The following is a 26,015-nucleotide window of genomic DNA, read 5'->3' on the forward strand; positions in this document are numbered from 1 at the left end:
ATGGCGAACATCGACTACACCCGCGCCGCCAAATACTTCCTGCTGCAGGACTTCTGGGTCGGCTTCAAATTGGGGCTGAAGTACTTCTTCGCCCCCAAGGCCACCCTGAACTACCCGCACGAGAAAGGCCCGCTGTCGCCCCGCTTCCGCGGCGAGCACGCGCTGCGCCGCTACCCCAACGGCGAGGAGCGCTGCATTGCCTGCAAGCTCTGCGAGGCGGTCTGCCCGGCGCAGGCGATCACCATCGACGCGGAACCGCGCGAGGACGGCAGCCGCCGCACTACGCGCTATGACATCGACATGACCAAATGCATCTACTGCGGTTTCTGCCAGGAAGCCTGCCCGGTGGATGCGATTGTCGAAGGCCCGAACTTCGAGTTCGCCACCGAAACCCGCGAGGAGCTGTTCTACGACAAGGAGAAGCTGCTTTCGAACGGGGAGCGCTGGGAAGCCGAGATCGCCCGCAACCTGGAAATCGACGCGCCGTACCGATAAGGGAGACATCAAATGGATAATGCTTCCGAAGCGGTACAAATGCAGTACCAAGTTACTGGCCTGCCAGCGCTTCTGATCTTCTTTGCAATTGGGTTTGTCGCCTACGGAATTCCGTCGATGAAAATCGCGAAGCGTAGCGGCCACTCGCCTTGGGTTGGGATACTAATGGCGGTGCCAGTTGTGAATATCGTCGTTATTTGGGTTTTCGCGAACTCTAATTGGCCAAGCTTGGACTGGAAAGAACAGTGACCGATCCCAAGAACCCTTTCGAGGCCATGATGGAACAGATGCAGGCTCAGGCCCAGCAGATGGCCAAGGCGTTCAACCCGGCGCTGGAGAACTTCTCGCCCTCCGAGGCGTTCAAGGAGTTCGAGGCGCTGTGGCCCACCATGCCCAAAGAGGTCATGGAAATGATGTTCGGCAACACCGTCAACAAGGACGGGCTGGATGCCAAAACCCGGCTGCTGCTGACTTTGGCCGGGCTGACAATGCAGGGCGCGCAGGCTGATTCAGCCGTACGCCAGACCGTGCGCCACGCCCTCGCGGCCGGCGCCAAGAAACAAGAGATCGTGGAAACGATCGGACAGATGTCGGTGTTTGCCGGCATTCCGGCCATGAACCGGGCGCTGGATCTGGCGCAAGGAGTCATGGACGACAAAAGGGACGATGAGACATGAGCGTTTTTGCCTTCTACCTCTTCGCCATCAGCGCCATCACCGGCGGGCTGTTCACCGTGATCAGCCGCCAGCCGGTGCATTCGGTGCTGTGGCTGATCCTGGCCTTCCTTTCCTCGGCCGGGCTGTTTGTGCTTCTGGGGGCGGAATTCGTCGCCATGCTGCTGGTCATCGTCTACGTGGGCGCAGTCGCGGTGCTGTTCCTGTTTGTGGTGATGATGCTGGATGTGGACTTTGCCGAGCTGAAGGCGGAGATGGCGCGCTACATGCCGTTGGCGCTGCTGATCGGCCTAGTCATCCTGATGCAATTCGTGATGGCCTTCGGCGTCTGGGAAACCGCCCACAAGGCGCCTGAGCTGCTGGCCAATCCGGTGCCTGCGGACCGCCACAACACCGAGGCGCTCGGCCTCATCATCTATGATCAATATTTCCTTCTGTTCCAGCTGGCGGGCCTGATCCTGCTGGTGGCGATGATCGGCGCGATCGTGCTGACCCTGCGCCACCGCACCGACGTCAAGCGCCAGGACGTGGTTGCCCAGATGATGCGCGACCCGGCCACTGCGATGGAACTCAAGGACGTGAAACCGGGGCAGGGGCTGTGATCCAATGATCGGACTTGAACATTATCTGACCGTCGCGGCGACGCTGTTCGTCATCGGCATCTTCGGGCTCTTCCTGAACCGCAAGAACGTGATCATCCTTTTGATGAGCATCGAACTGATGCTCTTGGCGGTGAACATCAACCTGGTCGCCTTCTCCAGCTTCCTGGGCGATCTGGTGGGGCAGGTCTTTACCCTGTTCGTGCTGACCGTGGCCGCGGCTGAGGCCGCCATCGGCCTGGCGATCCTGGTCTGCTTCTTCCGCAACCGCGGCACCATCGCCGTCGAAGACGTCAACGTGATGAAGGGCTAAAGACACATGGAAACCATCCTTCTCTTTGCCCCGCTGGTTGGCGCCATCATCTGCGGCTTCGGCCACAAGATGATCGGCGAGAAAGCCGCCACCGTGACCGCCACGGCGCTGCTGTTCCTGGCGGCGCTGCTGAGCTGGATCACCTACCTGTCGTTTGACGGGGTGACCCAGAACATCGAGATTTTCCGCTGGATCGAAAGCGGCTCGCTGTCGACCTCCTGGGCGATCCGCCTGGACCGGCTGACCGCGATCATGCTGATCGTGATCACCACGGTCTCCTCGCTCGTGCACCTCTATTCCTTCGGCTACATGGACCATGACCCGCAGTGGAAAGAGGGCGAAAGCTACAAGCCGCGCTTCTTTGCCTACCTGTCGTTCTTCACCTTTGCGATGCTGATGCTGGTGACCTCCGACAACCTGGTGCAGATGTTCTTCGGCTGGGAAGGCGTCGGCGTGGCTTCCTACCTGCTGATCGGCTTCTACTACCGCAAACCGTCGGCCAATGCGGCGGCGATGAAGGCCTTCATCGTCAACCGGGTCGGCGACTTCGGCTTTGCGCTGGGGATCTTCGGCCTGTTCTTCCTGACCGACAGCATCAACCTGTCTGACATCTTTGCATCTGCGCCCACGCTGGCGGAGACCCAGGTCTCCTTCCTGTGGACCGAGTGGAACGCGGCCAACCTGCTGGCCTTCCTGCTGTTTGTCGGCGCGATGGGCAAATCGGCGCAGCTGATCCTGCACACCTGGCTGCCGGACGCGATGGAAGGCCCGACCCCGGTGTCGGCGCTGATCCACGCCGCAACCATGGTGACCGCGGGCGTGTTCCTGGTCTGCCGCATGTCGCCGCTGATCGAGTTCGCGCCTGAGGCCGCGGCCTTCATCACCGCTCTTGGTGCGGCAACTGCCTTCTTTGCGGCCACGGTCGGTCTGGTTCAGAACGACATCAAACGCGTGATCGCCTATTCGACCTGCTCTCAGCTGGGCTACATGTTCGTGGCTGCCGGCGTTGGCATGTACTCGGCGGCGATGTTCCACCTGTTCACCCACGCTTTCTTCAAGGCGATGCTGTTCCTTGGCGCCGGTTCGGTGATCCATGCCATGCATCACGAGCAGGACATGCGGAACTATGGCGCGCTGCGCAAGAAGATCCCCTATACCTTCTGGGCGATGATGATCGGCACGCTGGCCATCACCGGCGTTGGCATTCCGCTGAGCGGCTGGGTTGGCTTTGCCGGCTTTGTCTCCAAGGATGCGATTATCGAAAGCGCCTATGCGGGCGGCTCGATGTTCGGCTTCTGGGCGCTGGTGATCGCGGCCTTCATGACCTCCTTCTACTCCTGGCGCCTGATCTTCATGACCTTCTATGGCGAGGCACGCGGCGACAAGCACACCCATGATCACGCCCACGAAAGCCCCTGGACCATGCTAGTGCCGCTGGGCGTGCTGGCCCTCGGCGCGATCTTCTCGGGCATGCTGTGGTACAGCAGCTTCTTCGGCCACGCTGATCAAGTCGGCAAGTTCTATGGCATCCCGGTGGCGGAAGCGTCTGCTGCCGCGCATGGTGAAGAAGCCGGCCACGGCGAAGAGGCCGCGCATGGCGACGACGCTGCGCACGGTGAAGAGGCTGCCCATGGCGAAGACGCCGCACACGGCGGTGAGCACCACTATGTGTTTGCCGGCAAGCCGGGCGAGGGCGCGCTGTATATCGGCAAGGACAACCACATCCTGGAGGATGCCCACGCGGCACCGAAATGGGTGAAACTGTCCCCCTTCGTCGCAATGCTGGGCGGCCTGGTGCTGGCGCTGTGGTTCTACATCTGGAACCCGTCGCTGCCCGCACGCCTGGCCAAGCAGCAGCGCCCGCTGTACCTGTTCCTGCTGAACAAATGGTACTTTGACGAGATCTACAACGTGATCTTCGTCAAGCCGGCCGTCGCGCTCGGCCGCTTCTTCTGGAAGCGCGGCGATGGCAACACTATCGACGGTTTCCTGAACGGTCTGGCCATGGGCGTTGTGCCCTTCTTCACCCGTCTCGCTGGACGCGCACAGTCTGGTTACATCTTCACTTATGCCTTCTGGATGGTGCTGGGCATTGCAGCCCTGGTCACCTGGATGTCGATCGGCGGAGGAGCGCACTGATGGACAATCTCCTTTCTATTGTCACCTTCATCCCGGCGCTTGCGGCGGCCATCCTGGCCCTGTTCCTGCGCGGCGAGGATAAGGCGGCGCAGCGCAACGCCAAGTTTGTTGCGCTCTTTGCCACCACGATCACTTTCCTGGTGAGCCTTGGGATCTATTCCCAGTTCGACCCGGCCAACACCGGATTCCAGTTCGTCGAGGACCGGGCCTGGATCTTCGGGCTCAAGTACAAGATGGGTGTTGACGGCATCTCGGTTCTGTTCGTGATGCTGACCACCTTCATCATGCCGCTGACCATCCTGGCCAGCTGGTCGGTCACCGACCGGGTGAAGGAATACATGATCGCCTTCCTGCTGCTGGAGACCCTGATGCTGGGCGTCTTCATGGCGCTGGACCTGGTGCTGTTCTACCTGTTCTTCGAGGCGGGCCTCATTCCGATGTTCCTGATCATCGGCATCTGGGGCGGCAAGGAGCGGATCTACGCGTCCTTCAAATTCTTCCTCTACACCTTCTTCGGCTCGGTGCTGATGCTGGTGGCGATGGTGTTTATGTATGTGGATGCGGGCACCACCGATATCGAAACCCTGCTGACCCACAGCTTCTCGGCGGCATCGTTCGACGTCTTGGGCATCCATGTGCTGGGCGGCGCCCAGACACTGATGTTCCTCGCCTTCTTTGCCTCCTTCGCGGTGAAGATGCCGATGTGGCCGGTGCACACCTGGCTGCCGGACGCCCACGTGCAGGCGCCGACCGCGGGTTCCGTGGTGCTGGCGGCGATTCTGTTGAAGATGGGCGGCTACGGTTTCCTGCGCTTCTCCCTGCCGATGTTCCCGGTGGGCGCGGACGTGATGACCGATGTGGTCCTGTGGATGTCCGCGATTGCGGTGGTCTACACCTCGCTGGTGGCGATGGTGCAGGAGGACATGAAGAAGCTGATCGCCTATTCTTCGGTTGCGCACATGGGCTTTGTCACCATGGGCATCTTTGCCGCCAACCAGCAGGGCGTCGACGGCGCCATCTTCCAGATGCTGTCGCACGGGTTCATCTCCGCCGCGCTCTTCCTTTGCGTGGGCGTGATCTATGACCGCATGCACACCCGCGACATAGACGCCTACGGCGGATTGGTGATCCGGATGCCGGCTTATGCGCTGGTCTTCATGTTCTTTACTATGGGCAACGTTGGCCTGCCGGGCACCTCGGGCTTTGTCGGCGAGTTCCTGACCCTGATGGGCACCTTCCAGAAGAACACCTGGGTGACCGCCGTGGCGGCAACCGGCGTGATCTTCTCGGCCGGCTACGCATTGTGGCTCTACCGCCGCGTGGTGTTCGGCGACCTGATCAAGGGTAGCCTGATGGGCATCAAGGACATGTCCGCACGCGAGCGTTTCGTCTTTGCGCCGCTGGTCGTCATGACCCTGCTGCTGGGTGTCTATCCGTCGCTGGTCACCGACATCATCAGCCCCTCGACCGAGGCGCTGATTGCAAACTTCAACCAGTCTCTGGCTGCTGCGGACACTGCGCCCGCCGCGACCCAGATTGCTTCGCACTAAGGGAGCATCAGGCAGATGATCCAAGCTGATCTTACTGTAATCCTGCCAGAGATCGTTCTGGCGCTTTACGCCATGGCGGCGCTGATCGGCGCCGTCTACACCGGCAAGGACAAGCTGGCGGTGCCGATGGTCTGGGCCACGGCGGCTTTGCTGGCGCTGGTCGCCTTCTGGATTGCTTCCAGCCCGGAAGGCACCCAGACCGCGTTCAACGGCATGTTCATCGACGACGGCTTCTCGCGCTTTGCCAAAGTGGCGCTGCTCTTGGGCGCCTCCGCCGTGCTGCTGATCGGCCAGGAGTACATGGCGCGCCGTGGCATCCTGCGGTTTGAATACCCGGTCCTGGTGGCGCTGGCCGCTGTCGGCATGATGATGATGGTCTCCGCAGGCGACCTGATGTCCCTCTACATGGGGCTTGAGCTGCAGTCGCTGTCGCTCTACGTCGTGGCCGCCATGCGCCGCGACAGCGTCAGGTCGACCGAGGCGGGCCTCAAGTACTTCGTGCTGGGCGCATTGTCCTCCGGCCTGCTGCTTTATGGCGCCTCGCTGGTCTACGGCTTTGCCGGCACCACCCAGTTCGCGGGCATCATCCAGGTGGCAGAGCAGGGCCATATGTCCATCGGCATGCTGTTCGGCCTGGTCTTCATGATCTCGGGGCTTGCGTTCAAGGTTTCGGCGGTTCCATTCCACATGTGGACCCCGGATGTCTATGAGGGCTCGCCGACGCCTGTGACTGCCTTCTTTGCCACTGCGCCGAAAGTTGCGGCCATGGGCCTCTTTGCCCGGGTGCTGTTTGACGCCTTCGGCGGCGCAATCGCTGACTGGCAGCAGATCATCGTGGTGCTGTCGGTGCTGTCGATGTTCCTGGGCGCCATTGCGGCAATCGGCCAGCGCGACATCAAACGGCTGATGGCCTTCTCCTCCATCGCCCACATGGGCTATGCGATGATCGGTCTGGCAGCAGGCACCGAACAGGGCATCACCGCGATGCTGGTTTACCTGGCGATCTACGTCACCATGAACATCGGCACCTTCTCCTTCATCCTGATGCTGGAGAAGGACGGCAAGCCGGTCACTGACATCCTGGCCCTGAACCAGTTCGCTGCACGCGAGCCGGGCAAGGCGCTGGCGGTGCTGATCCTGATGTTCTCCCTGGCAGGCGTGCCGCCGATGCTGGGCTTCTTTGCCAAGTTCGGCGTGTGGCAGGCGGGTGTTGATGCGGGCCTGATGACGCTGGTCATCGCCTCTGCCGTCGCTTCCGTCATCGGTGCTTTCTACTACCTGCGCATCGTCTTCTACATGTACTTCGGCACTGGCGAAGATGATGTGGAAGCGAAGGGCTCTCCGGTTCTGGGCGTGGCGCTGATGGCTTCTGCGGCGCTGATGCTGGTGGGCGTGGTCTACCAGTTCGGCATCGACGGCGCTGCCGCTGCTGCCGCAGCAACCCTTGTAAATTGATCTGCTTTTCAGGCAGGCTAAAGAGGCCCGGTCTTGCGACCGGGCCTTTCCGCATCTAAGGAGCGCACATGAGCTGGCCAGCAGGATATGGAAAACGGGTGCTTGATGAGGTGGACAGCACCCTGAACGAGGCCGCCCGCATCGCCGGGGAACTGGCAGGTCCTGAATGGATCCTGGCCCTGCGCCAGACGCAAGGGCGGGGCCGCCGCGGCCGCGACTGGAAGGATCCCAAGGGCAACTTTGCAGCCACCTTGGTGATGCGCCCCGAAGGCGCCCCGGATCAGGCGGCGCTGCGCAGCTTTGTCGCTGCCTTGGCGGTCTATGACGCCTGTGTCGCGGTCACTGGCCGCAGTGAGGGCCTGTCCCTGAAATGGCCGAACGATGTGCTGCTGAAGGGCGGCAAACTGGCGGGGATCCTTCTGGAAAGCGCGGGCAACGGCAAAGGCGTGAACCACCTGTTTGTCGGCATCGGCGTCAACCTGGTGGAAACGCCGATGAAGGAATGGCTGGAACCCGGCGCGGTCTGGCCTGTGTCGCTGTTGTCGGAGACCGGCGTGCAGGTCACGCCGGAGGAATTCCTGGAGGCCGTGGCCGAGGCCTTCGCCCGCTATGAGCAGCAGTTCGCAACCTACGGGTTCGAGCCGATCCGCACGGAATGGCTCTCACGTGCGGCCAAGCTGGGCGAGGTGATCACGGCCAAGACTGCGTCGTCAGAGACCGAAGGCACCTTTGAAACGGTGGACGCCAGCGGCAACCTTGTCCTAAACACCGCCAAGGGCCGCGTCAGCATTCCCGCGGCAGACATCTATTTCTAGGAAGGAGCAGCAATGCTTCTGGCAGTTGATTGCGGCAATACCAACACCGTCTTCTCGATCTATGACGGCGAGAAGTTCATCGGTATGTGGCGCACCGCCACCGAATGGCAGCGCACGGCGGACCAGTACTACGTCTGGCTCAGCACGCTGATGCGGCTGCAGGGGATCGAGGCGGATATCACCGACATGATTATCTCCTCCACCGTGCCGCGGGTGGTGTTCAACCTGCGTGTGCTGGCGGACCGCTATTTCAACACACGTCCCCTGGTGGTGGGCAAACCCGAATGCTTGCTGCCCGTTGCGGTGCGGGTGGACGAGGGCACCGCGGTCGGCCCCGACCGGCTGGTCAACACGGTTTCAGGGTTTGACACCTATGGCGGCAACCTGATCGTGGTGGACTTTGGCACCGCCACCACCTTTGACGTGGTGGCAGAAGACGGCGCCTATGTCGGCGGGGTGATCGCGCCCGGCGTGAACCTGAGCCTTGAGGCGCTGCACCAGGCCGCAGCTGCGCTGCCCCATGTGGATATTTCCAAGCCGCAGAATGTGATCGGCACCAATACCGTTGCCTGTATGCAGTCCGGTGTGTTCTGGGGCTATGTCGGCCTCGTGCGCGAGATATGCGAACGCATCAAGGCGGAACGCGCGGTGCCGATGAAAGTAATCTCAACCGGCGGGCTGGCGCCATTGTTCCAGCAATCTGCCGATCTGTTTGACGCATATGAGGATGATCTCACCATGCATGGGCTGCAGATCATCCATAAATACAACAAGGAAAACGGTACTGACGCATGAGCAGTGATAGATTGATCTACCTGCCCCTCGGCGGGGCGGGTGAAATTGGCATGAACGCCTATGTTTACGGCTACGGCCCGCAGGGCAAGGAACGGCTGATCCTGGTCGACCTGGGCGTGACATTCCCGGACATGGACACCACACCGGGCGTCGACCTGATCATGCCCGACATCACCTGGCTGAAGGAGCGCGCCGACCGGCTGGAAGGCATCTTCATCACCCACGGGCACGAGGACCACATCGGCGCCATTGCCCATCTTTACGCGCATCTGAATGTGCCGGTCTATGCCCGCGCCTTCACCGCCAACCTGGCGCGCCGCAAGATGGAAGAAGCAGGCCACGACCCGGCCAATGTGCACACCGTTCAGGCCTGGCCGGAGACAACCAAGCTTGGCCCCTTTACCATCGGCGTTGCGCCGATGAGCCACTCAATCCCCGAAAGCGGCGCGCTGGTGATCGACAGCCCGGCGGGGCGGGTGGTGCACACCGGCGACTTCAAGCTGGATGCAAACCCGCTGGTGGGCGAGCCCTTTGATCCGGAGATGTGGGCGGATATCGCCAAGGACGGCATCCAGGCGCTGGTCTGCGATTCCACCAATGTGTTCTCGCAGCATCCGGGCCGTTCGGAATCTGAACTTCCGGAAGAGATCACCAAGCTGTTCTCCGAGGCCAAGGGGCTGGTCGCCGCCACCACATTCGCCTCCAACGTGGCGCGGGTGAAAACCCTGGCCGAAGCCGGTGTGAAAGCGGGCCGCTCCGTGGTGCTGCTGGGCCGTGCCATGCGCCGGATGATCGAGGCGGCTGTAGAAACCGGCGTGCTGGTGGATTTCCCCAAGGTGATCAGCCCAGAAGATGCCGCCAACGTGCCGCGCGACAACCTGATGCTGATCACCACCGGCAGCCAGGGCGAGCGCCGTGCCGCCACCGCGCAGCTGGCGCGCGGCAAGTACCGCGGGCTGGAGCTGAAAGAGGGCGACCTGTTCCTGTTCTCCTCCAAGACCATCCCGGGCAACGAGAAGGGCGTCATCCGCATCATCAACCAGTTCTCCGAAATGGGTGTGGATGTGGTCGATGACAGCTCCGGCCTCTACCACGTCTCCGGCCACGCCAACGGTCCGGACCTGGAGGCGGTTCACACTCTGCTGAAGCCCAAGATGCTGATCCCGATGCACGGTGAGCACCGCCACCTGCGCCAGCACGCCCGCCTGGGCGAGGAGAAGGGCATCGCCAGCGCCGTGGTGGTGAACGGCATGATGATGGACCTGACCGGCGATGCGCCCAAGGTGACCGAGTGGATCGAGACCGGCCGCACCTATCTGGACGGTTCTGTCAAATACGGCGCGCTGGATGGCATCGTGCGCGACCGCATCCGCATGGCGCTGAATGGCCATGTGCTGGTGACGGTGATCCTCGATGAAGAAGACGAACCGCTGGGCGAGCCCTGGTGCGATCTCAAGGGGCTGCCCGAGACCGGCACCTCCAACGCGGCGCTGGTCGAGGTGCTGGAGGAGGACCTGAACCAGTTCCTGATGCGCGCCGGCGCCAAGACCCTGCGCGATGACGACAGGCTGGAGCAGGAGCTGCGCCGCATCACCCGCCAGACCGCGCAGGCCGAGATCGGCAAGAAACCCGAGGTGACAGTGGTGGTCAGCCGCATGCGCTGATTCTGCCGGCAGGGCAGGGCGGATCTCCCGCCCGGCCCATGCGGCATCAAGGATGCAGCAGGCCCCGTTGGGCCTGGCACCGCAGCCCCTGACGGGCCTGCGGCGCGGGCGCGGGCTGGTAAGGCTTAAAAAACAGAAACGCCGCGGCCCCTGGGGCACGCGGCGTTTTCAATTCAGGGTGCAGCTTCGCAAGAAGCCGTGACAACCTCAGCCGTGCAGCGGACGGGCGCAGCTGGGGCAGGAGACCACTTTGCGCGGAGCGCTGAACAGGGCGCCGAACAGGCGGCGCACCATGGCGGCAAAGGCTTGCGCGCGCAGCTCATGCGCGCGGGCCTCAATGGCCTGGAACTGGGAAATGGTCAGAGTTTTGGTGTCGTTGGTTTTCATGGCGTAGCCCATCATCAATGGCGCGTTTCGTGTTGATGGATGCAATACGCCGGTTTGAGCGGATTGACGCCACACAAGATCGAAGACCCGTTATGCTGCAAGCGCAAAGGTAACCATGCTGCAGGTGCATTGCGGGCAGGCCTGAATGCCAAAAAAAAAGGCCGCCCCGGGGGCGGCCTGATCTTTCTGCCTGCTGCTGAGGTATCAGCTGGCGCGGCGCTCGGCAAAGCTGAGCGCGATAAAGCTCGGCAGGTGGTCGCCCATGCCAACCACAGCCTTGTCGTCACGCTTGCCGTGTTTGCCGCCGCGGCCAGAGGAACGCTCCTGCTTCTGCGCGGGTTTTTCATCCCTGCGGCGCTCGCGGCTCTCGTCCTTGCGGCTTTCGCGGGTATCCGCGTCTGCCTTGTCTGCCTTTTCTGCCTTTTCTGCTTTGGCAGGGCGGGCAGGCTTTTCTTTCTTGGGCTCCGGCTTGACCGGGTTCTCCAGCCGCGGAATTTCCTTCTGGATCAGGCCTTCCACTGCCGCCAGCGCCTTGTCGTCGCGCGGGATGCAGATGGTGATCGCCTTGCCCTCGCGGCCGGCACGGCCGGTGCGGCCGATGCGATGGACGTAGTCCTCTGCGTGGCCAGGAACGTCAAAGTTGAACACATGGCTGACGCTCGGCACGTCCAGACCGCGTGCAGCCACATCAGAGGCTACCAGAATGCGCAGGTTGCCTTCGCGGAAGGCGTCCAAGGTCTTGGTGCGCTGGCTTTGATCCAGGTCACCGTGGATGGCAGCCGCGTCATAGCCGTATTTCTTGAGCGATTTCGCGCAGATATCCACATCCGTCTTGCGGTTGCAGAAGATGATGCCATTGGTCAGCTTGTCGCCCTCAGCGTCGATCAGGGCGCGCAGCACCTTGCGTTTCTCGCTGCCCTCGCGGTCACGGCGCGACGCCTTGAACTGCACCACGGCCTGCTCGATGGTTTCCGACGCGGTGGCCTGGCGGGCCACTTCGATACGGGCCGGACCGGACAGGAATGTGTTGGTGATCCGTTCGATCTCCGGTGCCATGGTGGCGGAGAAGAACAGGGTCTGGCGGGTAAACGGCGTCAGCGAGAAGATGCGCTCGATATCCGGGATGAAGCCCATGTCGAGCATCCGGTCGGCCTCGTCCACCACCATGATCTGCACACCGGTGAGCAGCAGCTTGCCGCGCTCGAAATGGTCCAGCAGACGGCCCGGGGTGGCGATCAGCACGTCGACACCCTTGTCGATCAGCGCGTCCTGCTCCTTGAAGGAGACCCCGCCGATCAGCAGCGCCTTGGTGAGCTTCACATGCTTGGCATAGGTGTCGAAGTTTTCCGCCACCTGGGCAGCCAGCTCGCGGGTGGGGCACAGCACCAGGCTGCGCGGCATCCGGGCGCGGGCGCGGCCGCGGGCCAGAAGCGTGATCATCGGCAGCGTGAACGACGCGGTCTTGCCGGTGCCGGTCTGGGCGATTCCCAGAACATCGCGTCCCTCCAGCGCCGGCGGGATGGCCCCTGCCTGAATCGGGGTGGGGGTTTCGTACCCGGCTTCCTCAATAGCTTTGAGGACCTTGGGATTAAGGTTCAGATCGGTGAATTTTGTCATATGCATCCGTCATTGCGGACACTGACCTGGCCCGCGCGTGTGTGTTGCAGCCGGCTCCGCAAAAGGTCATGCGGTGTGGCAGCTGCCGGCTCGTGGCGGGGCATAGCAAAATCCCATGCTGAGGTCAATTAATGCCGGATTTTGCAAGGTTTTCGTTGCCAGGATCGGCAAAATGGAAACAAATCAGCCGAAACCAGGGAAGTGTTTTTGCCGTTTCTCCTCCAGGCCGAGGGGGCGATTCCTCAAAAGGCCGCGCTCCTGCAGCTTGCGGTAGACCGCCGGGTCCTTGGCGCTGATTTCGTCAAAGAAACTGCGCAGGCCGTTTTCACCGTGTTCCTCCTCGATCAGCGACAGCAGCTCATGCGTGTTGAGCCCGCCCATGATCCGGGCATAACCCGGACCAAGCTCTGGCCGGTAGGAGCCGCGTTCCAGGCGGTACCGGTAGACGGATTGCCAATGCTCCCAGCTGGCCGCATGGCAATGGCACAGGTCGGCCTGAACCAGTTCGTGGCTTTCAGCAAGGGTCCCACCCTCCTGAAACAGGTTATGAATCCGCAGTTCAGCGTTGGGCAGGCCTGTTCTTGCTATGACCTTGCCCGCGGTATGGCTCAGGAAACCGCCTTTGAGAAAACCGCCAAAGGCCGGGTAAACCGCCCGGACTTCCGCCTCCCGCTCCGGTCCCTTGGGGATCATCGCCTTGAATTCGCCCTCGCGTCCCGCCAAGGCCTCCAGCGGACGCACCCGGGCGCTTAGGACGCCCTGCGGCAGTGCAGCCAGCATCTGCCCCAGATCGAAGGACGGCCACAGGAATTCATCCACGTCAATATGTGCGATCCATTCCGTCTGGATTCGCTCATAAGCGTGGGTTGCATTCAGTGTCTGGCGGACCTGGTGCTTGACCGGACGGTGCTTCTTGAGCCGCTTCCAATGGCTGGCGTCACAGGTGGTGACCCTGACCTTGGGATGCTGTTTCAGGTGCGTATAGGCCTCCGGGTTCGGCTCATCCAGATAGATGTGCAGCCGGTGGGCGCCCAGGTCGAGGTGATAGGCGGCAAAATCCAGAATGGCCCTGGTGTCAGCCTTGATGGTGCTGACAATGCCCCATTTGACATCCCGGTCCGCCATTGCCTGCCTCTTGCGCTGCTGATTTTCACAACCTTTTCCGCGGACAAGGAAAAGTGCAAGCCCAGCAAAGAAAAACGCCCGGGGTGTTCCGGGCGTTTCGGTTACACCATCATTTCCTTGGTCGCGGTCAGATTCAAGTCCGGATAATCGCGCACCACCCGGTCGATGTCCCATTGCAGGCGGGTCAGATAGACGATGTCGCCGTCGTGGTCGTGGGCGATGTGCTGCTTGTTGGCGTTGGTGAATTTCTCCACCGCTGCCTTGTCGCCGCTGACCCAGCGGGCTGAGGTGAACTGGCTCGCCTCGAACCGCACCGGCAGGCCGTATTCCATCTCGATCCGGCTGGCCAGAACTTCGAACTGCAGCTGGCCCACGACGCCGACGATGAAACCGGAGCCGATCGAGGGTTTGAAGACCTTGGCGGCACCTTCCTCGGCAAACTGCATCAGCGCCTTTTCCAGGTGCTTGGCCTTCATCGGGTCGCCCGCTCGCACACCCTGCAGCAGTTCCGGGGCAAAGGATGGGATGCCGGTCACCCGGATCGCCTCGCCCTCGGTCAAGGTGTCGCCGATGCGCAGCTGGCCGTGGTTTGGGATGCCGATGATGTCACCGGCCCAGGCTTCCTCCGCCAGCTCCCGGTCGGACGCCAGAAACAGCACCGGGTTGGATACTGCCATCGGTTTCTTGGTGCGCACGTGCGTCAGCTTCATGCCGCGTTTGAAGTGGCCGGAGGCCATCCGCACAAAGGCCACCCGGTCGCGGTGCTTGGGGTCCATGTTTGCCTGAACCTTGAAAACAAACCCCGAGACTTTCTTTTCCTCCGGGCTGACTTGGCGGGGTTCAGCGGACTGCGGCTGCGGCTCGGGGCCGTATGCGCCAATGCCGTCCATCAGTTCCTTGACGCCGAAGGAGTTGATGGCGGAGCCGAACCAGATCGGGGTCATATGCCCCTCAAGCACCGATTGCGGGTCCAGGGCGGGCAGCAGTTCGCGCGCCATCTCGACCTCTTCCAGCAGCTTGTCCAGCAGATGCGCCGGCACATATTCGGCCAGCTTGGGGTCGTCCAGGCCCTCAATCGCAATGCTTTCCGCCACCTTGTTGCGGTCGGCGCGGTCCATCAGCTCCAGCCGGTCGCGCAGCATGTCATAGCAGCCGATGAAATCGCGGCCCACGCCGATGGGCCAGCTGGCGGGCGTCACGTCGATCGCCAGCATCTCCTGGATCTCGTCGATGATCTCAAAGGTGTCGCGGCTTTCGCGGTCCATCTTGTTACAGAAAGTCAGGATCGGCAGGTCGCGCAGGCGGCAGACCTCAAACAGCTTCTGCGTCTGGCTTTCCACACCCTTGGCGCCGTCGATGACCATCACCGCCGCATCCACCGCCGTCAGCGTGCGGTAGGTGTCCTCGGAGAAGTCCGAGTGGCCGGGCGTGTCCACCAGGTTGAAGCGGAAACCGCTGAAGTCAAAGGACATTGCGGACGCCGAGACAGAGATCCCGCGATCCTTCTCCATCTGCATGAAGTCCGACCGCGTGCGCCGCGCCTCACCCTTGGCCCGCACCTGGCCGGCCATCTGAATAGCACCGCCATAGAGCAGGAACTTTTCAGTCAGCGTGGTCTTGCCGGCGTCCGGGTGCGAGATGATCGCAAAGGTCCGGCGCCGCGCAATTTCGGCGGGCAGTTCGGGGCGGTTTGCAGCGGTGTCCAACATGCGGGTGGCTGTATCCACAAACCGCGTCAGAGGCAAGGAAAACGGAGGCTGGAGGGCGCGCTGGACCAGCATTCCGCAAAGACATCGAATGTTTTGCCTATAATTCGCTAACGCTTTTCCTGTAACACTTGCGCCGCACCTGTGTGTTACAGGATTTCAATGGCCCACCCGTTTCAGGAACGATACGTGCAGCAGGATGAATTCTCAGATCATTTTGGCGTTCTCGACGCAGTCGAAATCGCGGTGATCGTTCTGAAGGTGGGCGACGACGGCCTGCCGCGCTACGTCGCCATGAACACCAGGTCGCGGGAGTTCACCAAGTTCCAGCGCAGTGATTATGCAGGCAAGACTGCGCTTGAACTCTATGGCGGGGCAACCGGCCGCCGTGCCTTGAACCACCATCTGGCGGTCATCAGCAGCGGCAAGGAAGCCACCTACGATATTGTCCTTCCTACCCAGAACAGGGAAAAATACCTCAGCACCACGCTTCGCCCCGTGTTCAATGAAGAGGGGCGGCTGACCTATCTCGTCGGGTCTTCGACTGACGTCACGACGGAACGGGAACGCGATGAGGCGCTGGAACTGACCCGGATGGCGCTGGACAAGGCCGAGGAGGCCAGCCAGGCCAAGGAACGGTTTCTAGCCAACATGAGCCACGAGATCAGGACGCCGATGAACGGCATCATCGGCATGTGCGAGCTGCTCAAGGAGACGGATCTGGACGAACAGCAGCAGCTGTTTGCCGACACGATTTTCAACTCCGCAAACGCCCTGCTGACAGTCATCAACGATGTGCTCGATTTCTCCAAAATCCAGGCCGACAAGATCTCCCTGCACGATGCGCCGTTTTCACTGCGGGACGTGGTTCAGGACGTGGGCACTCTTCTGTGGGCCAGGGCTGCCTACAAGGGGATCGACCTTCGCACCGAATATCCCGAAGATGTGCCGCATGAGTTTGTGGGCGATGCGAGCAAGATCCGCCAGATCCTGATGAACCTGCTGGGAAACGCGATCAAGTTCACCGAAGACGGCCATGTTACCGTTAGCGCCGCCTATGACCCCCGGGCAGCCAAATTGCCCCTGCGCATTCAGGTCTCGGATTCCGGTATCGGGATCGAGCCCTCGCAAATGAAATGGATCTTCTCCGCCTTTGAGCAGGTCGACCGGCAGGCGGTCCGTGTGATCGAGGGCACCGGTCTGGGACTGGCCATCACCCGTGCCCTGGTGGAGCGGATGGGGGGCACGGTCACGGCCTCTTCGGTGCCCGGCGAAGGGTCGGTGTTCACAGTTGGCCTGGATCTGCCGCAGGCGCGAGAAGCTGCGCCGGACGGCCCGGACATGGCACCGTTTCAGGACAGCAGGCGGGCGCTGAACGCTCCGCCCGGGATGGCGGTCCCGGAGCTGCCGCCGGAGGCGCTGAATGGCATGCGCATCCTGGTGGCGGAAGACAACAGGACCAACCAGCTGCTGGTCCGCAAGATGCTGAAATCCACCGGCGCCGATTTGCGGTTTGCGGCTAATGGCTTGATGGCGCAGGAGGTTTTCACCGCCGAAGGCGCCGATCTGATCCTGATGGACCTGTCGATGCCGGTTCTGGGCGGGCTGGACGCCACCCGCCGGATCCGTGCGCATGAACGGGAGGCAGGGCTGCCGGAATGCCCGATCATCGCCCTGACCGCCAATGCCCAGCCCAGCGATGTCGAGGCCTGCCTGGCCGCCGGGATGAATGATTTTCTGGCCAAGCCCTTCCGCAAGAATGAGCTGCTGGCCAGGATCCTGCGGCAGGGAAAGTAAGCCCCAGAAGCCGGGGGTGCCAGGCGTGCACCCCCTGTGCACCCTCTGTGCACCCCCTGGTGCCGGACGGCGGGGCCAGGGGCGTGCCCGGAGGTGTTGCGCGGGCACCGTACGCACCGCTGGCGCGGAATTAACCGGACTGGGGCAGGGTGGTGCAAAGCGCGGGAGTGCCGCCGCGCACCGCAACCGCCGCCGCCAAGGGAGAGAACGATGCCCAGCAAGCGATACTACGACAATGAAATGCAGCTGGAGCTGGACGCGCTGCAGCAGGACCTGCGCCGCGACTGGCTGGATAAGAGCCTGCCCCGCGAATGGGACGGCATGGACAGCTGGGAACGGATCGACAAGCCGAAGACCCGTGTCACAATCCGGCTGGACGCGGACATGGTGAAATGGTTCCGCAAGCTGGGCCCGAACTACAGCCGCCGGATCAACTCTGTGCTGCGAACCTACTGGATGGCGCTCATGGCGGGCTACATCCAGGCTCATGACAAGGACAACACGATCCTGCGCCTGAGCCTGCAAGCACGCTACATCGCCATGGGCCGGAACGCGGACGGGACGGAGAAGAGGTGAGGAGGAAGGGGGGGCTGCGTTTGGCAAACCTCCCATTGTGAATTTTGCCTTCCGGTTGGGAAGCAACGTTCCACACCGATCAAGGCATTCGGCCGCTGAGAGCCCATTCCGGCTAATGCTGCGGAGGCTTTAGGCGGCCGCTTTGGGGACATGTTTGGCGGCTGCGGCTGAACGTGCAGCCCCGAAGAAGTGCCGTGAGCTGGAGCTGAAACCGTGCCTGCCAGAAGCAGACACGCTGCAGTGGCCGCAAGAAATCCGCGTGTTACTCAATCCCGCCGGTCAAATCCTGCGCAAGCATCAGCGCATTGCCGTCGGGGTCGTAGAACGTCGCGGTTTTGACCATGCCCTCGACGACATCCGTCTCGCCGTCAAATCTGACTTTGGCCTGCTCCAGTTTCTGCCGGGCTGAATCCAGATCAGCGATCCCAAAGACTGGCACGCAGTTGCCGGGTGCTGGTTTGGTGTGCTCGCCAAGGCCAATGACGACACCGGGCGTGTTCGTCCGAATCTCGGACCAGCCCGCCTCATCGGCATGATAGAGCAGCTCAAATCCCAGCATGGCTTCGTACCACTTCGCGCTCGCATGGCGATCCCTGACCGACATTGCGATGGTGATGGTTTGATCGACTGCGACAAGTGACATGGGCTTTCCTTATGACTTTAAATATACTAACTATACTTTATGGACATTGAGGCGTTTGTCAATATCACATCAAAGGCTTGGGCGCTGCCCATACTCTCGTGCCTGCATTCGGGCGTCGCCGGACGGCAAGCGCCCCTGTTGGCTGCGACCGGTGCAGGCAGAACCGCCTTCGCCCAAAGCATGGATCACCTGATTGAAATTGGATTGATTGAACGAAATCCTGGGTATGGTCATCCGCTGCGCCCGGAGTTCCGCCTTACACAGTTGGGGATTGCAGCGGCGGCCATTGCCCATAAGATCCGCGATGTTTCGGCAGAGGAAGATCAACCGTTGCTGCGCCGGTCGTGGACATTGCCGATCCTGACATCGCTCCACACACCAAGCCATTTCAGCGAGATCAAGCGAAACCTGCCGGCGATAACAGACCGGGCGTTGTCGCAATCATTGAAATCCATGGAGGCAAGAAGCTGGGTGTGCCGCAGCGTAGATGGCGCCGCCCGCCCGCCGAGGTCTATCTATTATGCGGTGAACACTGGTGGCCTGATCAGCCAGGTCATTGCACCTGAAATTAGCTTCGCTTAGAAAAATCGGCCGTTAGCCGGAAGATGACGAAAGTCTGGAAAGCCCCGCTTTTCCCAAATTGATTTTCCGCAGCCTTTGTCTGGATGGCTGCAAAACCCTTGTCTTGCAGACCACGGGAATGAGGACGGATGCCGCATCGGTTTCGGCTGGTCCGGGCTGGCTGTGCCTGCGAGCGGGGGGGGGGGGCATTGGGGCTGCTGGCGGCGGATTGGGCGTGTTCCGCCGCTTTGCGGCGCTGGAGCGCGCTGTCTGTTCAGGTGCGGTTTCAGGCGCGATGCGGCCCTGCGGCCGCGCCGGGGTCAGGCGCTGGCGCAGAGCGGCGGGGTGCAGACCTCCCACATGTCCTGCAGCGCGCTCAGCACTTTTTTGGTGCCCGCGGAGGAGCTCGGCTTGACGATGTAGCCGCTGACGTTGCGGTGGTAGGCGCGGGCAATGTCCTTGGGGTTGTCCGAGGTGGTGAACATGAAGACGATGTTGCCGGAAATCTCTTCCTTGGCGCGCAACGCATCGAGGAACTCATGCCCGTTCATGCGCGGCATGTTGATGTCCAGCAGAATGAAGAAAGGGCGCGGCAGATCCCGCGCGCGTTCGGTGGTGAGGATGTCAAGCGCTTCCAGGCCGTCGCAGGCCCGCACGATCCTGGCTGCCGGGGAATGCTTTTTCAGCGTGCGCTCCAGAATGAGAGCGTCCACGTCATTGTCCTCAACCAAAAGGATATTCATTCAGTCTTCTCCACGTCAGGCGGCCTTGTCTTGATGCCGGGCGGCGGCGGCCCCCTGGCCGGGCCAGCTAAACCGGAAATCGGCGCCTTGTCCAACCTCTGATTGCAGGGTCACCTTAAATCCGTGGCGTTCCACCGATTTCTTGACGATGGCCAGGCCAATCCCGGTGCTTTCCGGCTGGCCAGCGCGCCGCAGGGTCTGAAAGACGTCGAAGACCCGGCGGTGGTGCTCCGGCGCGATGCCGTTGCCGTTGTCGCGGACTGAGACATCGTAGCGGCCGTCCGCCTCCACCACGCTGACGGTTATTCTCAGGCGCTCCGGCTCGGGATGGTATTTGACCGCATTGCCGGCCAGATTCTCCAGCACCCGGACAAAGTTGAATGTGTCCGCAGCAATATGCGTCACATTCCCGCACAGCTCCAGCTGGCTGGCGGACAGGCCGAGGTCGGAGCGGAGCGTGTCCATCACGTCCGGCAGGCTGATCACCTTGTCCTCGACCGCATGGTTGCCGGTGCGTGCGTATTCCATCACCCCCTGGGTCAGGTCATTCATCCGGCGCACCCGTTCCGCGATCCGCTGCAGGTTGGCGGCCACTTCCGGGTCCGCCTCAGCTGAGTTGAAGTAGCCCTCAAGATCCTCCTGGATCATTTCCGTCAGCGAGCCGATGCCGCGCACCGGCGTCTTGAGGTCATGGGAGGTGATATAGACGAACTGTTCCAGCTCCTCGTTGGCTTTTTCGAGCTTTGCGGTTTCTGCCTTGAGGTCTGCCGTGACCCTGTCTGCGTAGGCGCGGGCGCGCTGATTGGAGCGGGCCATGAAGAACAGAAGCGAAATGACCAGCGCCTCGATCACCAGGCCGCCGATGAGAATGAGTGTCGGCTGCGAGTAGGAATGCGCCTGCCGGAAGCCCAGGCTGGTGCGGAAATCAATGGTCCAGTTGCGCCCGTAGATGTCCAGCTGGACGGTCTCTGCAAACTTGGGGGAGGGGTCGAACTGGGGGTCCGCCGGATCATGCTCGTCATAGATCATTTCGCCGCTGTCGCTGATGCTGAAACGCACATTCCGGAGCTCCTTGGACAGCAGGCCTGCCATCAGCTTGCGGACCACAAACGGCGCGTAGACCATGCCGTCCAGGTGCCGCTTGCCATCGGTCTGTGCACCGTTGCGGCCATCCGAGTAAAAAGGCGCGTAGAACAGGAAACCGGGGGTGCTGTTTTCATCCTGCACCAGCACGATCGGGCCGGTGATCCGGGCCTCGCCGGATGCGCTGCTGGCCAGGGCGGCCTCGCGGCGGTTGGTTTCGTGGGCAACGTCCAGGCCAACGGCGGCAGCGTTCAGCTGTTCGGGTTCGATGAAGGAGATCGGCAGGCGGATGCTGTTATCATGCGCCGGGTAGACCGAAAAATCCGGCCGTTCACCGCGCCGGGCCTGCATGTAGGCGCCGAACTGGCCGGGCTCGACATGGTGGATGATGCCGATGCCGTTGATGCCGGGGTAGCGTTTGTCCAGCCGGAGGGTCTGCGCAAATTCCTTCCACTGCTGGTAGGTCATGTCGCCGCCATGGGACTGGACGGCTGAAACACCGGCCCACAAAGCATCCTCATATTTTGCCATCCGTGCGGAAATCAGGCCGGTGGCCTGATCGCGGGCTTCCTTGAAAGCGTTTTCGATGCGGTTTTCCGTCTGCGCATTGGCATAGTACCAGGCGCCGAAGGTCATCATCAGCGACAGGGCAATCACCAGGGCATGGATCAGGGACAGGTGGCTGTCTTTAATGAAGCGGCGCCAGCTTTCCAGTTTGGACAATGTATTCGGCATGGAAATCACAACCCTTTGCGCGTTCGCTTCATTCTGCTTTTAATGGACTTAACAATACATAAACATTCCCTGTGGTTGTGATTGTTTTTTAGGGAAGCAGAGGCAAATTTGAACTGGCCTGCAGGGGAAATGCGGCAGCTGCCCGCATTTAAGAGCGGCTGGCATGGCCGTGCGCCTGCTGTGCTGGAAGCGCTCCCAAGCAGCGGGTTTGCCGGTCCGGCACCCGAAGCGCTGCTTCAGTTGCTGGCCACCTGCAGGCCGGCCGCGCGGCTGACGGCGCGGGCAAAGGCGTCCCCAGCCTGGGTCGGGGTCAGGTCATCGCGCAGCAGATTGATCTGCGGCGCACGGCCCTGCCAGGGGTAGGGGTTGGCGGCGAACCAGGCGTGGCGCTCGACAAAGGGCAGGCGCTCCATCATCGCAATTGCCTTGCGGGCAAAGGCGGCATTCTGCGCGTGGCTGGCAGCCGCCGGGCGGTTCCAGTCGATATGGGCGAACTCCGTCACCCAGACGGGGCGGCCGTATTCGCGGTGAACGGCACGCAGCCAGCGCTCAAACTCCTTCACGTTGCCATCCGTGGAATAATAGTGGACGGCCATGAAATCGACACGCAGACCCTTGGCTTCGGCCTGATCCATGAAGCGGCGCAGCCAGGAGCCGGGCCCCAGGGTGCCGTGCTGGGTGGTGGCCGGGCTGCCCAGGCGCAGCCCGTGGCGTTCCAGTTTCGGCCAAAGTTTTATGGCTTGCTGCACGCTCATCCCGGCCTGATGGCCGCCGGTGTGCCCGTCCGGCTCGTTAAAGCCCAGAAGCGCGGTGACCCTTTGGTCCGAGCGGATGCGCTTGTTCACGTCGCGGGCACCATGGATCATCGGCACAAATTCGACAGAGCGGCTTTGGCGGCCCTTGTGGTACATCTGATCCGGGCGCCAGTTGTAGTACCAGCCGAGGCCAGGGGTTTCCTCGATCCAGGCCAGGATGTTGTGGCTGGAGTTCTCCCACGCACCGACGCCTGCTTTCTGCGCCGCGGCCGGCCATGCCAATAGCATAAGCCCCAAGGTGAGGAAGATGTGCCTGATCATGCTGCTCTCTTATTATTGGCAGCAAGATAGCAGGATCTGGTGTGGGAGTCAGTCTGAAACCACTAAATACAGGTGCAATTGGCAGCAAATTGCCCGCATCCCTGCAACCGGTTGAGAGCAAAGGAAAACGGTTCGGCCTTCGGCCCGCAGCTTAGCGCAGGGAGGACCGTTTCAGCAGCCGCACCGCGTCGGGCCGGTCCAGCAGGGAGCGGCTCACGTCCAGCCCGTGGGCGCCGCGCTGGTGCGAGTCGGGCAGGGTGCCGGGGTGGGAGGCCCAGAAATCCTCGGGCAGCACCTGCCGGGTGACCGGGTCGAGGAAGGTGCTCTCAGCCGCAATGCCCTCGGCATAGATGATGTGGTGCTGGTCGAACAGGATCTGGAAGTAGTCGGTAAAGCCGCCGTCCAGCACCACCACACTGCTGCCGTTGACCAGATCGCGGGCGCGTACCAGCAGTTCCGGCGCGCCGGCGCCGATCTCGTCGCGGCGCTGGTAGACCATCAGCCGGTGGCCGGGGCTGACGATCAGGTCGTTTGAGTTGTTGAGGGCGCCTTTGCGGATCAGGATCGGGGCCATGTCGCCCACTGCCCGCAGGGTGGACTGGCCGACCCAGCGCACTTCCTGGATGCCGTCGTCGCGGGTCAGCACACGGTCGCCGGCGCGCATGTCCTCAATCGCGCGCTGTTCGCCGGTCGACAGCGTGATGCGGGTGCCGCGGGTAAAGGACACACAGGCCGATTGCGCCAGCTTGCGCCGGGCCGGCTCACGCTCTGCCTTGACCAAGGTATAGGGGGTTTGCACCTGCAGGGGCGCCAGCGGCACCAGGAAGATGGCGGCAATGTAGCCCTCGGCGTCTGCCTCCACCATCACCAGAATCTCGGTGTTGGGGCCGCGGTCGGGCATCAGGGTCAGCAGGCAATCCAGATGCAGCACCGCGCCCGGGGTGCCGATGGCGGTGCCGTCCGCAATGGTGAAGCTGCCGTCATGGTGGGCAGCGATGCCGAGGCGCTGCGGCGGGGCCGGGCTGTCGAGCAGGTAGATGTCATCGAGCACCAGATCCTCGAGCACGCCAAGCGGATCGCCCGCGTTGGCGCCGTATTCAACGCGGAAACGCTCGGCCGGGTAGGCCTGAACGGAGGAAAGGCTGGCGGTCACTGTCTGTCCCATCTGCGGGTCTGTCTTGGTCCATAATGCGGGCGCGCGCGGGGCGCTGTCCAACAGAAATGCCCGTGGAATGTGGCACAAAGGCGGTGGAACGGGGCTGTTTTTCCGGCAGCTTCACGATTGCGTCAGCCGCCGGGCGGGGCTGGTCTTTGCCAGCCACGCGGTGCAAGCTCCGGCAAACGGTGGAGAATCCGGAGGGAGATGAGCAATGGACTTGGGTATTTCGGGCAAGCGCGCGCTGGTCTGCGCCAGCAGCAAGGGGCTGGGCCTTGGCTGCGCCGAGGCGCTGGCGGAGGCGGGTGTGAACCTGGTGATGAACGCCCGCGGGGCTGAGGCGCTGGAGGCCTCGGCGCAGGCCATTCGCGATCAGTACGGGGTCGATGTGGTGACGGTGGCTGCGGATGTGGCGACGCCGGAGGGGCAGAAGCAGGTGCTGGATACGGCGGAGGGCGTCGATATCCTGGTGACCAACGCGGGCGGGCCGCCGCCGGGCATGTGGACCGACTGGGACCGCGAGGATTTCATCAAGGCGCTGGATGCCAACATGCTGGCGCCGATTGCGCTGATGAAGGCGCTGCTGCCCGGCATGATGGAGCGCGGCTGGGGCAGGGTGGTCAACATCACCTCGGTCTCTGTCAAATCGCCGGTGTCGGTGCTGGGGCTGTCAAACTCGGCCCGTGCGGGGCTGACGGGCTATGTCGCGGGCACCTCGCGGCAGGTGGCGGGCCACGGGGTTACCATCAACAACCTGCAGCCGGGCATCCATGCCACCGACCGCGCCGTGGCGCTGGACGGCGGCGCGGCCAAGGCGCAGGGGATCACCCCCGAAGAAGCGCAGAAGCAGCGGTTTGCCACCATTCCCGCAGGCCGTTACGGCACCCGTCAGGAATTCGGGGCCGCCTGTGCCTTCCTGTGTTCGCAGCACGCGGGTTTCATCGTCGGGCAGAACATCCTGCTGGACGGCGGCGCCACCAATACCACGATGTAAGGGGACAGGGCGCATGGATGGCGGGTTTTCCCTGAAAGACCAGTTGTTTAACCGGGAAAAGGTTCGCCATCTGGCGGGCCTGTTCGCGGCTGCGGACGGCGGGTTTGATGCCGAAGGCTTCGAGGCGCGGGTTATGGCCGATCTGCCGGCGCTGGAGCTGAAGCAGCGGATGGCGCTGATTGCAGATGTGCTGGCAGACCATCTGCCGGCGGATCTGCCCGACGCCGCGCCGGTTCTGTTGAAGGCGCTGCCGCCGCCGCTGGATCCGTCCAAGACCGACGATGATTTCGGCGACTTCATCTATGCGCCATTGGGGGAATATGTGGCCGCCAGGGGCATCGAGGCGCACCCGGAGCTGTCGCTGGACCTGCTGGAGGAAATCACCCAGCGATTCTCCATGGAATGGGCGATCCGCCCTTTCCTGAACCGGTGGCCGACGGAGGTGCTGGCGCGGATGGAGGTGTGGGCCAGCCACTCCAGCTATCACGTCCGCCGTCTGGTCAGCGAGGGCACCCGGCCGCGGCTGCCCTGGGGCGAAGCGGTGGGATTGCAGCTGGATGAGCCGCTGCCGCTGCTGGACCGCCTGCATTCCGATCCGACCCGCTATGTCACCCGCTCGATCGCCAACCATCTGAACGACGTCGCCAAGAAAGATCCGGATCTGGTGATGGACCGTTTGGAGGCGTGGCAGGCCGCCGGGGCGCAGTCGGCCAAGGAACTGGGCTGGATGACCTCCCACGCGCTGCGCGGATTGGTCAAGGCGGGCCACCCGAGGGCGATGAAGATGCTGGGCTATGATCCGGATCTGGAGCTGGGCGCCGAAATCGTGCTGAAATCGCAAAATGTAAGGATTGGTGACGCGCTGGAGTTCTCCGCGCAGCTGCAGGGGCAGGCGGGGTCGCCGGTTCTGGTCGATTATATCCTGCATTTCCAGCGGCCTGGCGGGAAGGTGTCCGCCAAGGTGTTCAAATTGAAGCAATCGAAAATTTCAAGTAAATTGTTGCAATTGGACAAGCGTCACAAGCTGAAGGGCAACGCCACGACCTTCAAACTGGTGCCGGGGCCGCACCGGATTGAGCTGATGGTGAACGGCAGAGTGCGGGCCGAGGCGGCGTTTGAGCTGCTGCCGGAGGGGTGAGATTTACACCAGCAACTGAATGTTCGTTCCGCCTGGCCGAAGGCCGGGCAGCGCCCGTCCCGCCCTCACCGGGGCGGGCGCTTTGCTTCCTGCCCCGGCGGGACGGGCGCTGCCCTCAGTGACTTGTCCGCACGTGCCATCACAGTTGCGTCAAGCCTCCCGCCGGCCCGATTGCCGGA

At 62.4% G+C, this 26,015-nt stretch carries 25 protein-coding genes; 16 read left to right on the forward strand and 9 right to left on the reverse strand.

The window, feature by feature from the left end; translation table 11 throughout:
• The 11 genes from nuoI to RA25_RS04945 all read left to right on the forward strand — a co-directional run bounded on the left by nuoI (position 1) and on the right by RA25_RS04945 (position 10,499).
• Positions 1 to 495: an NADH-quinone oxidoreductase subunit NuoI gene (nuoI, locus tag RA25_RS04895; RefSeq protein WP_019295985.1), complete on the forward strand. Its 495-nt coding sequence runs from the start codon at positions 1 to 3 to the stop codon at positions 493 to 495.
• 12 nt (positions 496 to 507) lie between these two features.
• Positions 508 to 744 (forward strand): hypothetical protein, encoded by a 237-nt coding sequence (locus RA25_RS04900; RefSeq protein WP_039170575.1) that lies wholly within the window; start codon positions 508 to 510, stop codon positions 742 to 744.
• A complete protein-coding gene (locus RA25_RS04905; RefSeq protein ID WP_019295984.1) occupies positions 741 to 1,172 on the forward strand; it encodes a carboxymuconolactone decarboxylase family protein in 432 nt (143 codons plus the stop codon). The genes RA25_RS04900 and RA25_RS04905 overlap by 4 nt, the downstream gene beginning before the upstream one ends.
• The gene (locus RA25_RS04910; RefSeq protein WP_039170576.1) at positions 1,169 to 1,771 is read left to right on the forward strand and encodes an NADH-quinone oxidoreductase subunit J; all 603 of its coding nucleotides are present in this window, start codon (positions 1,169 to 1,171) and stop codon (positions 1,769 to 1,771) included. Before RA25_RS04905 ends, RA25_RS04910 begins: the two co-directional genes overlap by 4 nt.
• 4 nt (positions 1,772 to 1,775) lie before the next feature.
• Complete coding sequence (gene nuoK, locus RA25_RS04915; protein ID WP_008553673.1) at positions 1,776 to 2,081, forward strand: NADH-quinone oxidoreductase subunit NuoK; 306 nt, start codon at positions 1,776 to 1,778, stop codon at positions 2,079 to 2,081.
• Positions 2,082 to 2,087: 6 nt separating this feature from the next.
• A complete protein-coding gene (nuoL, locus tag RA25_RS04920) occupies positions 2,088 to 4,220 on the forward strand; it encodes an NADH-quinone oxidoreductase subunit L (RefSeq protein WP_039170577.1) in 2,133 nt (710 codons plus the stop codon).
• On the forward strand, positions 4,220 to 5,770 hold the full coding sequence (locus RA25_RS04925) for an NADH-quinone oxidoreductase subunit M (RefSeq protein WP_039170578.1): 1,551 nt from the start codon (positions 4,220 to 4,222) through the stop codon (positions 5,768 to 5,770). Before nuoL ends, RA25_RS04925 begins: the two co-directional genes overlap by 1 nt.
• A 15-nt stretch (positions 5,771 to 5,785) precedes the next feature.
• Positions 5,786 to 7,225, forward strand: coding sequence for an NADH-quinone oxidoreductase subunit NuoN (gene nuoN / locus RA25_RS04930; protein ID WP_039145425.1), 1,440 nt, complete (start codon positions 5,786 to 5,788; stop codon positions 7,223 to 7,225).
• Positions 7,226 to 7,293: 68 nt separating this feature from the next.
• A complete protein-coding gene (locus RA25_RS04935; RefSeq protein WP_039170579.1) occupies positions 7,294 to 8,040 on the forward strand; it encodes a biotin--[acetyl-CoA-carboxylase] ligase in 747 nt (248 codons plus the stop codon).
• A 12-nt stretch (positions 8,041 to 8,052) separates the two neighbouring features.
• Entirely contained in the window at positions 8,053 to 8,835 is a 783-nt protein-coding gene (locus RA25_RS04940; RefSeq protein ID WP_019295977.1) for a type III pantothenate kinase, read from the forward strand.
• Positions 8,832 to 10,499 (forward strand): ribonuclease J, encoded by a 1,668-nt coding sequence (locus tag RA25_RS04945; RefSeq protein ID WP_039170580.1) that lies wholly within the window; start codon positions 8,832 to 8,834, stop codon positions 10,497 to 10,499. The genes RA25_RS04940 and RA25_RS04945 overlap by 4 nt, the downstream gene beginning before the upstream one ends.
• A 207-nt stretch (positions 10,500 to 10,706) precedes the next feature.
• Here the strand turns inward: RA25_RS04945 and RA25_RS04950 are convergent, their stop codons facing one another.
• The 4 genes from RA25_RS04950 to RA25_RS04965 form a co-directional block, all read right to left on the reverse strand.
• A complete protein-coding gene (locus RA25_RS04950) occupies positions 10,707 to 10,901 on the reverse strand; it encodes an RSP_7527 family protein (RefSeq protein ID WP_019295975.1) in 195 nt (64 codons plus the stop codon).
• A 189-nt stretch (positions 10,902 to 11,090) separates the two neighbouring features.
• A complete protein-coding gene (locus RA25_RS04955; RefSeq protein WP_039171187.1) occupies positions 11,091 to 12,503 on the reverse strand; it encodes a DEAD/DEAH box helicase in 1,413 nt (470 codons plus the stop codon).
• A gap of 183 nt (positions 12,504 to 12,686) precedes the next feature.
• Positions 12,687 to 13,628 (reverse strand): glycosyltransferase family 2 protein, encoded by a 942-nt coding sequence (locus RA25_RS04960; RefSeq protein ID WP_039170581.1) that lies wholly within the window; start codon positions 13,626 to 13,628, stop codon positions 12,687 to 12,689.
• A gap of 101 nt (positions 13,629 to 13,729) precedes the next feature.
• Entirely contained in the window at positions 13,730 to 15,337 is a 1,608-nt protein-coding gene (locus RA25_RS04965) for a peptide chain release factor 3 (RefSeq protein WP_039171189.1), read from the reverse strand.
• Between the two features lie 186 nt (positions 15,338 to 15,523).
• Between RA25_RS04965 and RA25_RS04970 the strand changes: the two genes are divergently transcribed.
• Together RA25_RS04970 and RA25_RS22090 are read left to right on the forward strand one after the other, a co-directional pair.
• A complete protein-coding gene (locus RA25_RS04970; RefSeq protein WP_039170582.1) occupies positions 15,524 to 17,131 on the forward strand; it encodes an ATP-binding protein in 1,608 nt (535 codons plus the stop codon).
• 210 nt (positions 17,132 to 17,341) lie between these two features.
• Entirely contained in the window at positions 17,342 to 17,707 is a 366-nt protein-coding gene (locus tag RA25_RS22090; protein ID WP_052254164.1) for a BrnA antitoxin family protein, read from the forward strand.
• A 262-nt stretch (positions 17,708 to 17,969) separates the two neighbouring features.
• On the opposite strand, the gene RA25_RS04980 is transcribed toward RA25_RS22090, so the two are convergent.
• A complete protein-coding gene (locus tag RA25_RS04980; RefSeq protein WP_019295968.1) occupies positions 17,970 to 18,350 on the reverse strand; it encodes a VOC family protein in 381 nt (126 codons plus the stop codon).
• Positions 18,351 to 18,389: 39 nt separating this feature from the next.
• Here RA25_RS04980 and RA25_RS04985 point away from each other — a divergent pair, with 39 nt between their 5' ends.
• Entirely contained in the window at positions 18,390 to 18,932 is a 543-nt protein-coding gene (locus tag RA25_RS04985) for a winged helix-turn-helix transcriptional regulator (protein WP_039170583.1), read from the forward strand.
• A 299-nt stretch (positions 18,933 to 19,231) separates the two neighbouring features.
• On the opposite strand, the gene RA25_RS04990 is transcribed toward RA25_RS04985, so the two are convergent.
• The 4 genes from RA25_RS04990 to RA25_RS05005 all read right to left on the reverse strand — a co-directional run bounded on the left by RA25_RS04990 (position 19,232) and on the right by RA25_RS05005 (position 23,713).
• Positions 19,232 to 19,654 carry a response regulator gene (locus tag RA25_RS04990; RefSeq protein ID WP_019295966.1) on the reverse strand — a complete coding sequence of 141 codons (423 nt, stop codon included), beginning with the start codon at positions 19,652 to 19,654 and terminating at the stop codon, positions 19,232 to 19,234.
• A 15-nt stretch (positions 19,655 to 19,669) separates the two neighbouring features.
• Positions 19,670 to 21,472: a CHASE domain-containing protein gene (locus RA25_RS04995; protein ID WP_039170584.1), complete on the reverse strand. Its 1,803-nt coding sequence runs from the start codon at positions 21,470 to 21,472 to the stop codon at positions 19,670 to 19,672.
• Positions 21,473 to 21,708: 236 nt separating this feature from the next.
• On the reverse strand, positions 21,709 to 22,548 hold the full coding sequence (locus RA25_RS05000) for a glycosyl hydrolase (protein ID WP_241477362.1): 840 nt from the start codon (positions 22,546 to 22,548) through the stop codon (positions 21,709 to 21,711).
• A gap of 151 nt (positions 22,549 to 22,699) precedes the next feature.
• Positions 22,700 to 23,713, reverse strand: a complete 1,014-nt coding sequence (locus tag RA25_RS05005) for a Hint domain-containing protein (protein ID WP_039171190.1) — start codon at positions 23,711 to 23,713, stop codon at positions 22,700 to 22,702.
• Between the two features lie 205 nt (positions 23,714 to 23,918).
• On the opposite strand from RA25_RS05005, the gene RA25_RS05010 reads away from it, so the two are divergent.
• The gene (locus RA25_RS05010) at positions 23,919 to 24,698 is read left to right on the forward strand and encodes an SDR family oxidoreductase (protein ID WP_039145441.1); all 780 of its coding nucleotides are present in this window, start codon (positions 23,919 to 23,921) and stop codon (positions 24,696 to 24,698) included.
• A gap of 13 nt (positions 24,699 to 24,711) precedes the next feature.
• The gene (locus RA25_RS05015; protein WP_039170585.1) at positions 24,712 to 25,836 is read left to right on the forward strand and encodes a hypothetical protein; all 1,125 of its coding nucleotides are present in this window, start codon (positions 24,712 to 24,714) and stop codon (positions 25,834 to 25,836) included.
• Positions 25,837 to 26,015: the final 179 nt, after the last annotated feature.

Source organism: Leisingera sp. ANG-S5 (genome assembly GCF_000813925.1).
Classification (GTDB): Bacteria; Pseudomonadota; Alphaproteobacteria; order Rhodobacterales; family Rhodobacteraceae; genus Leisingera.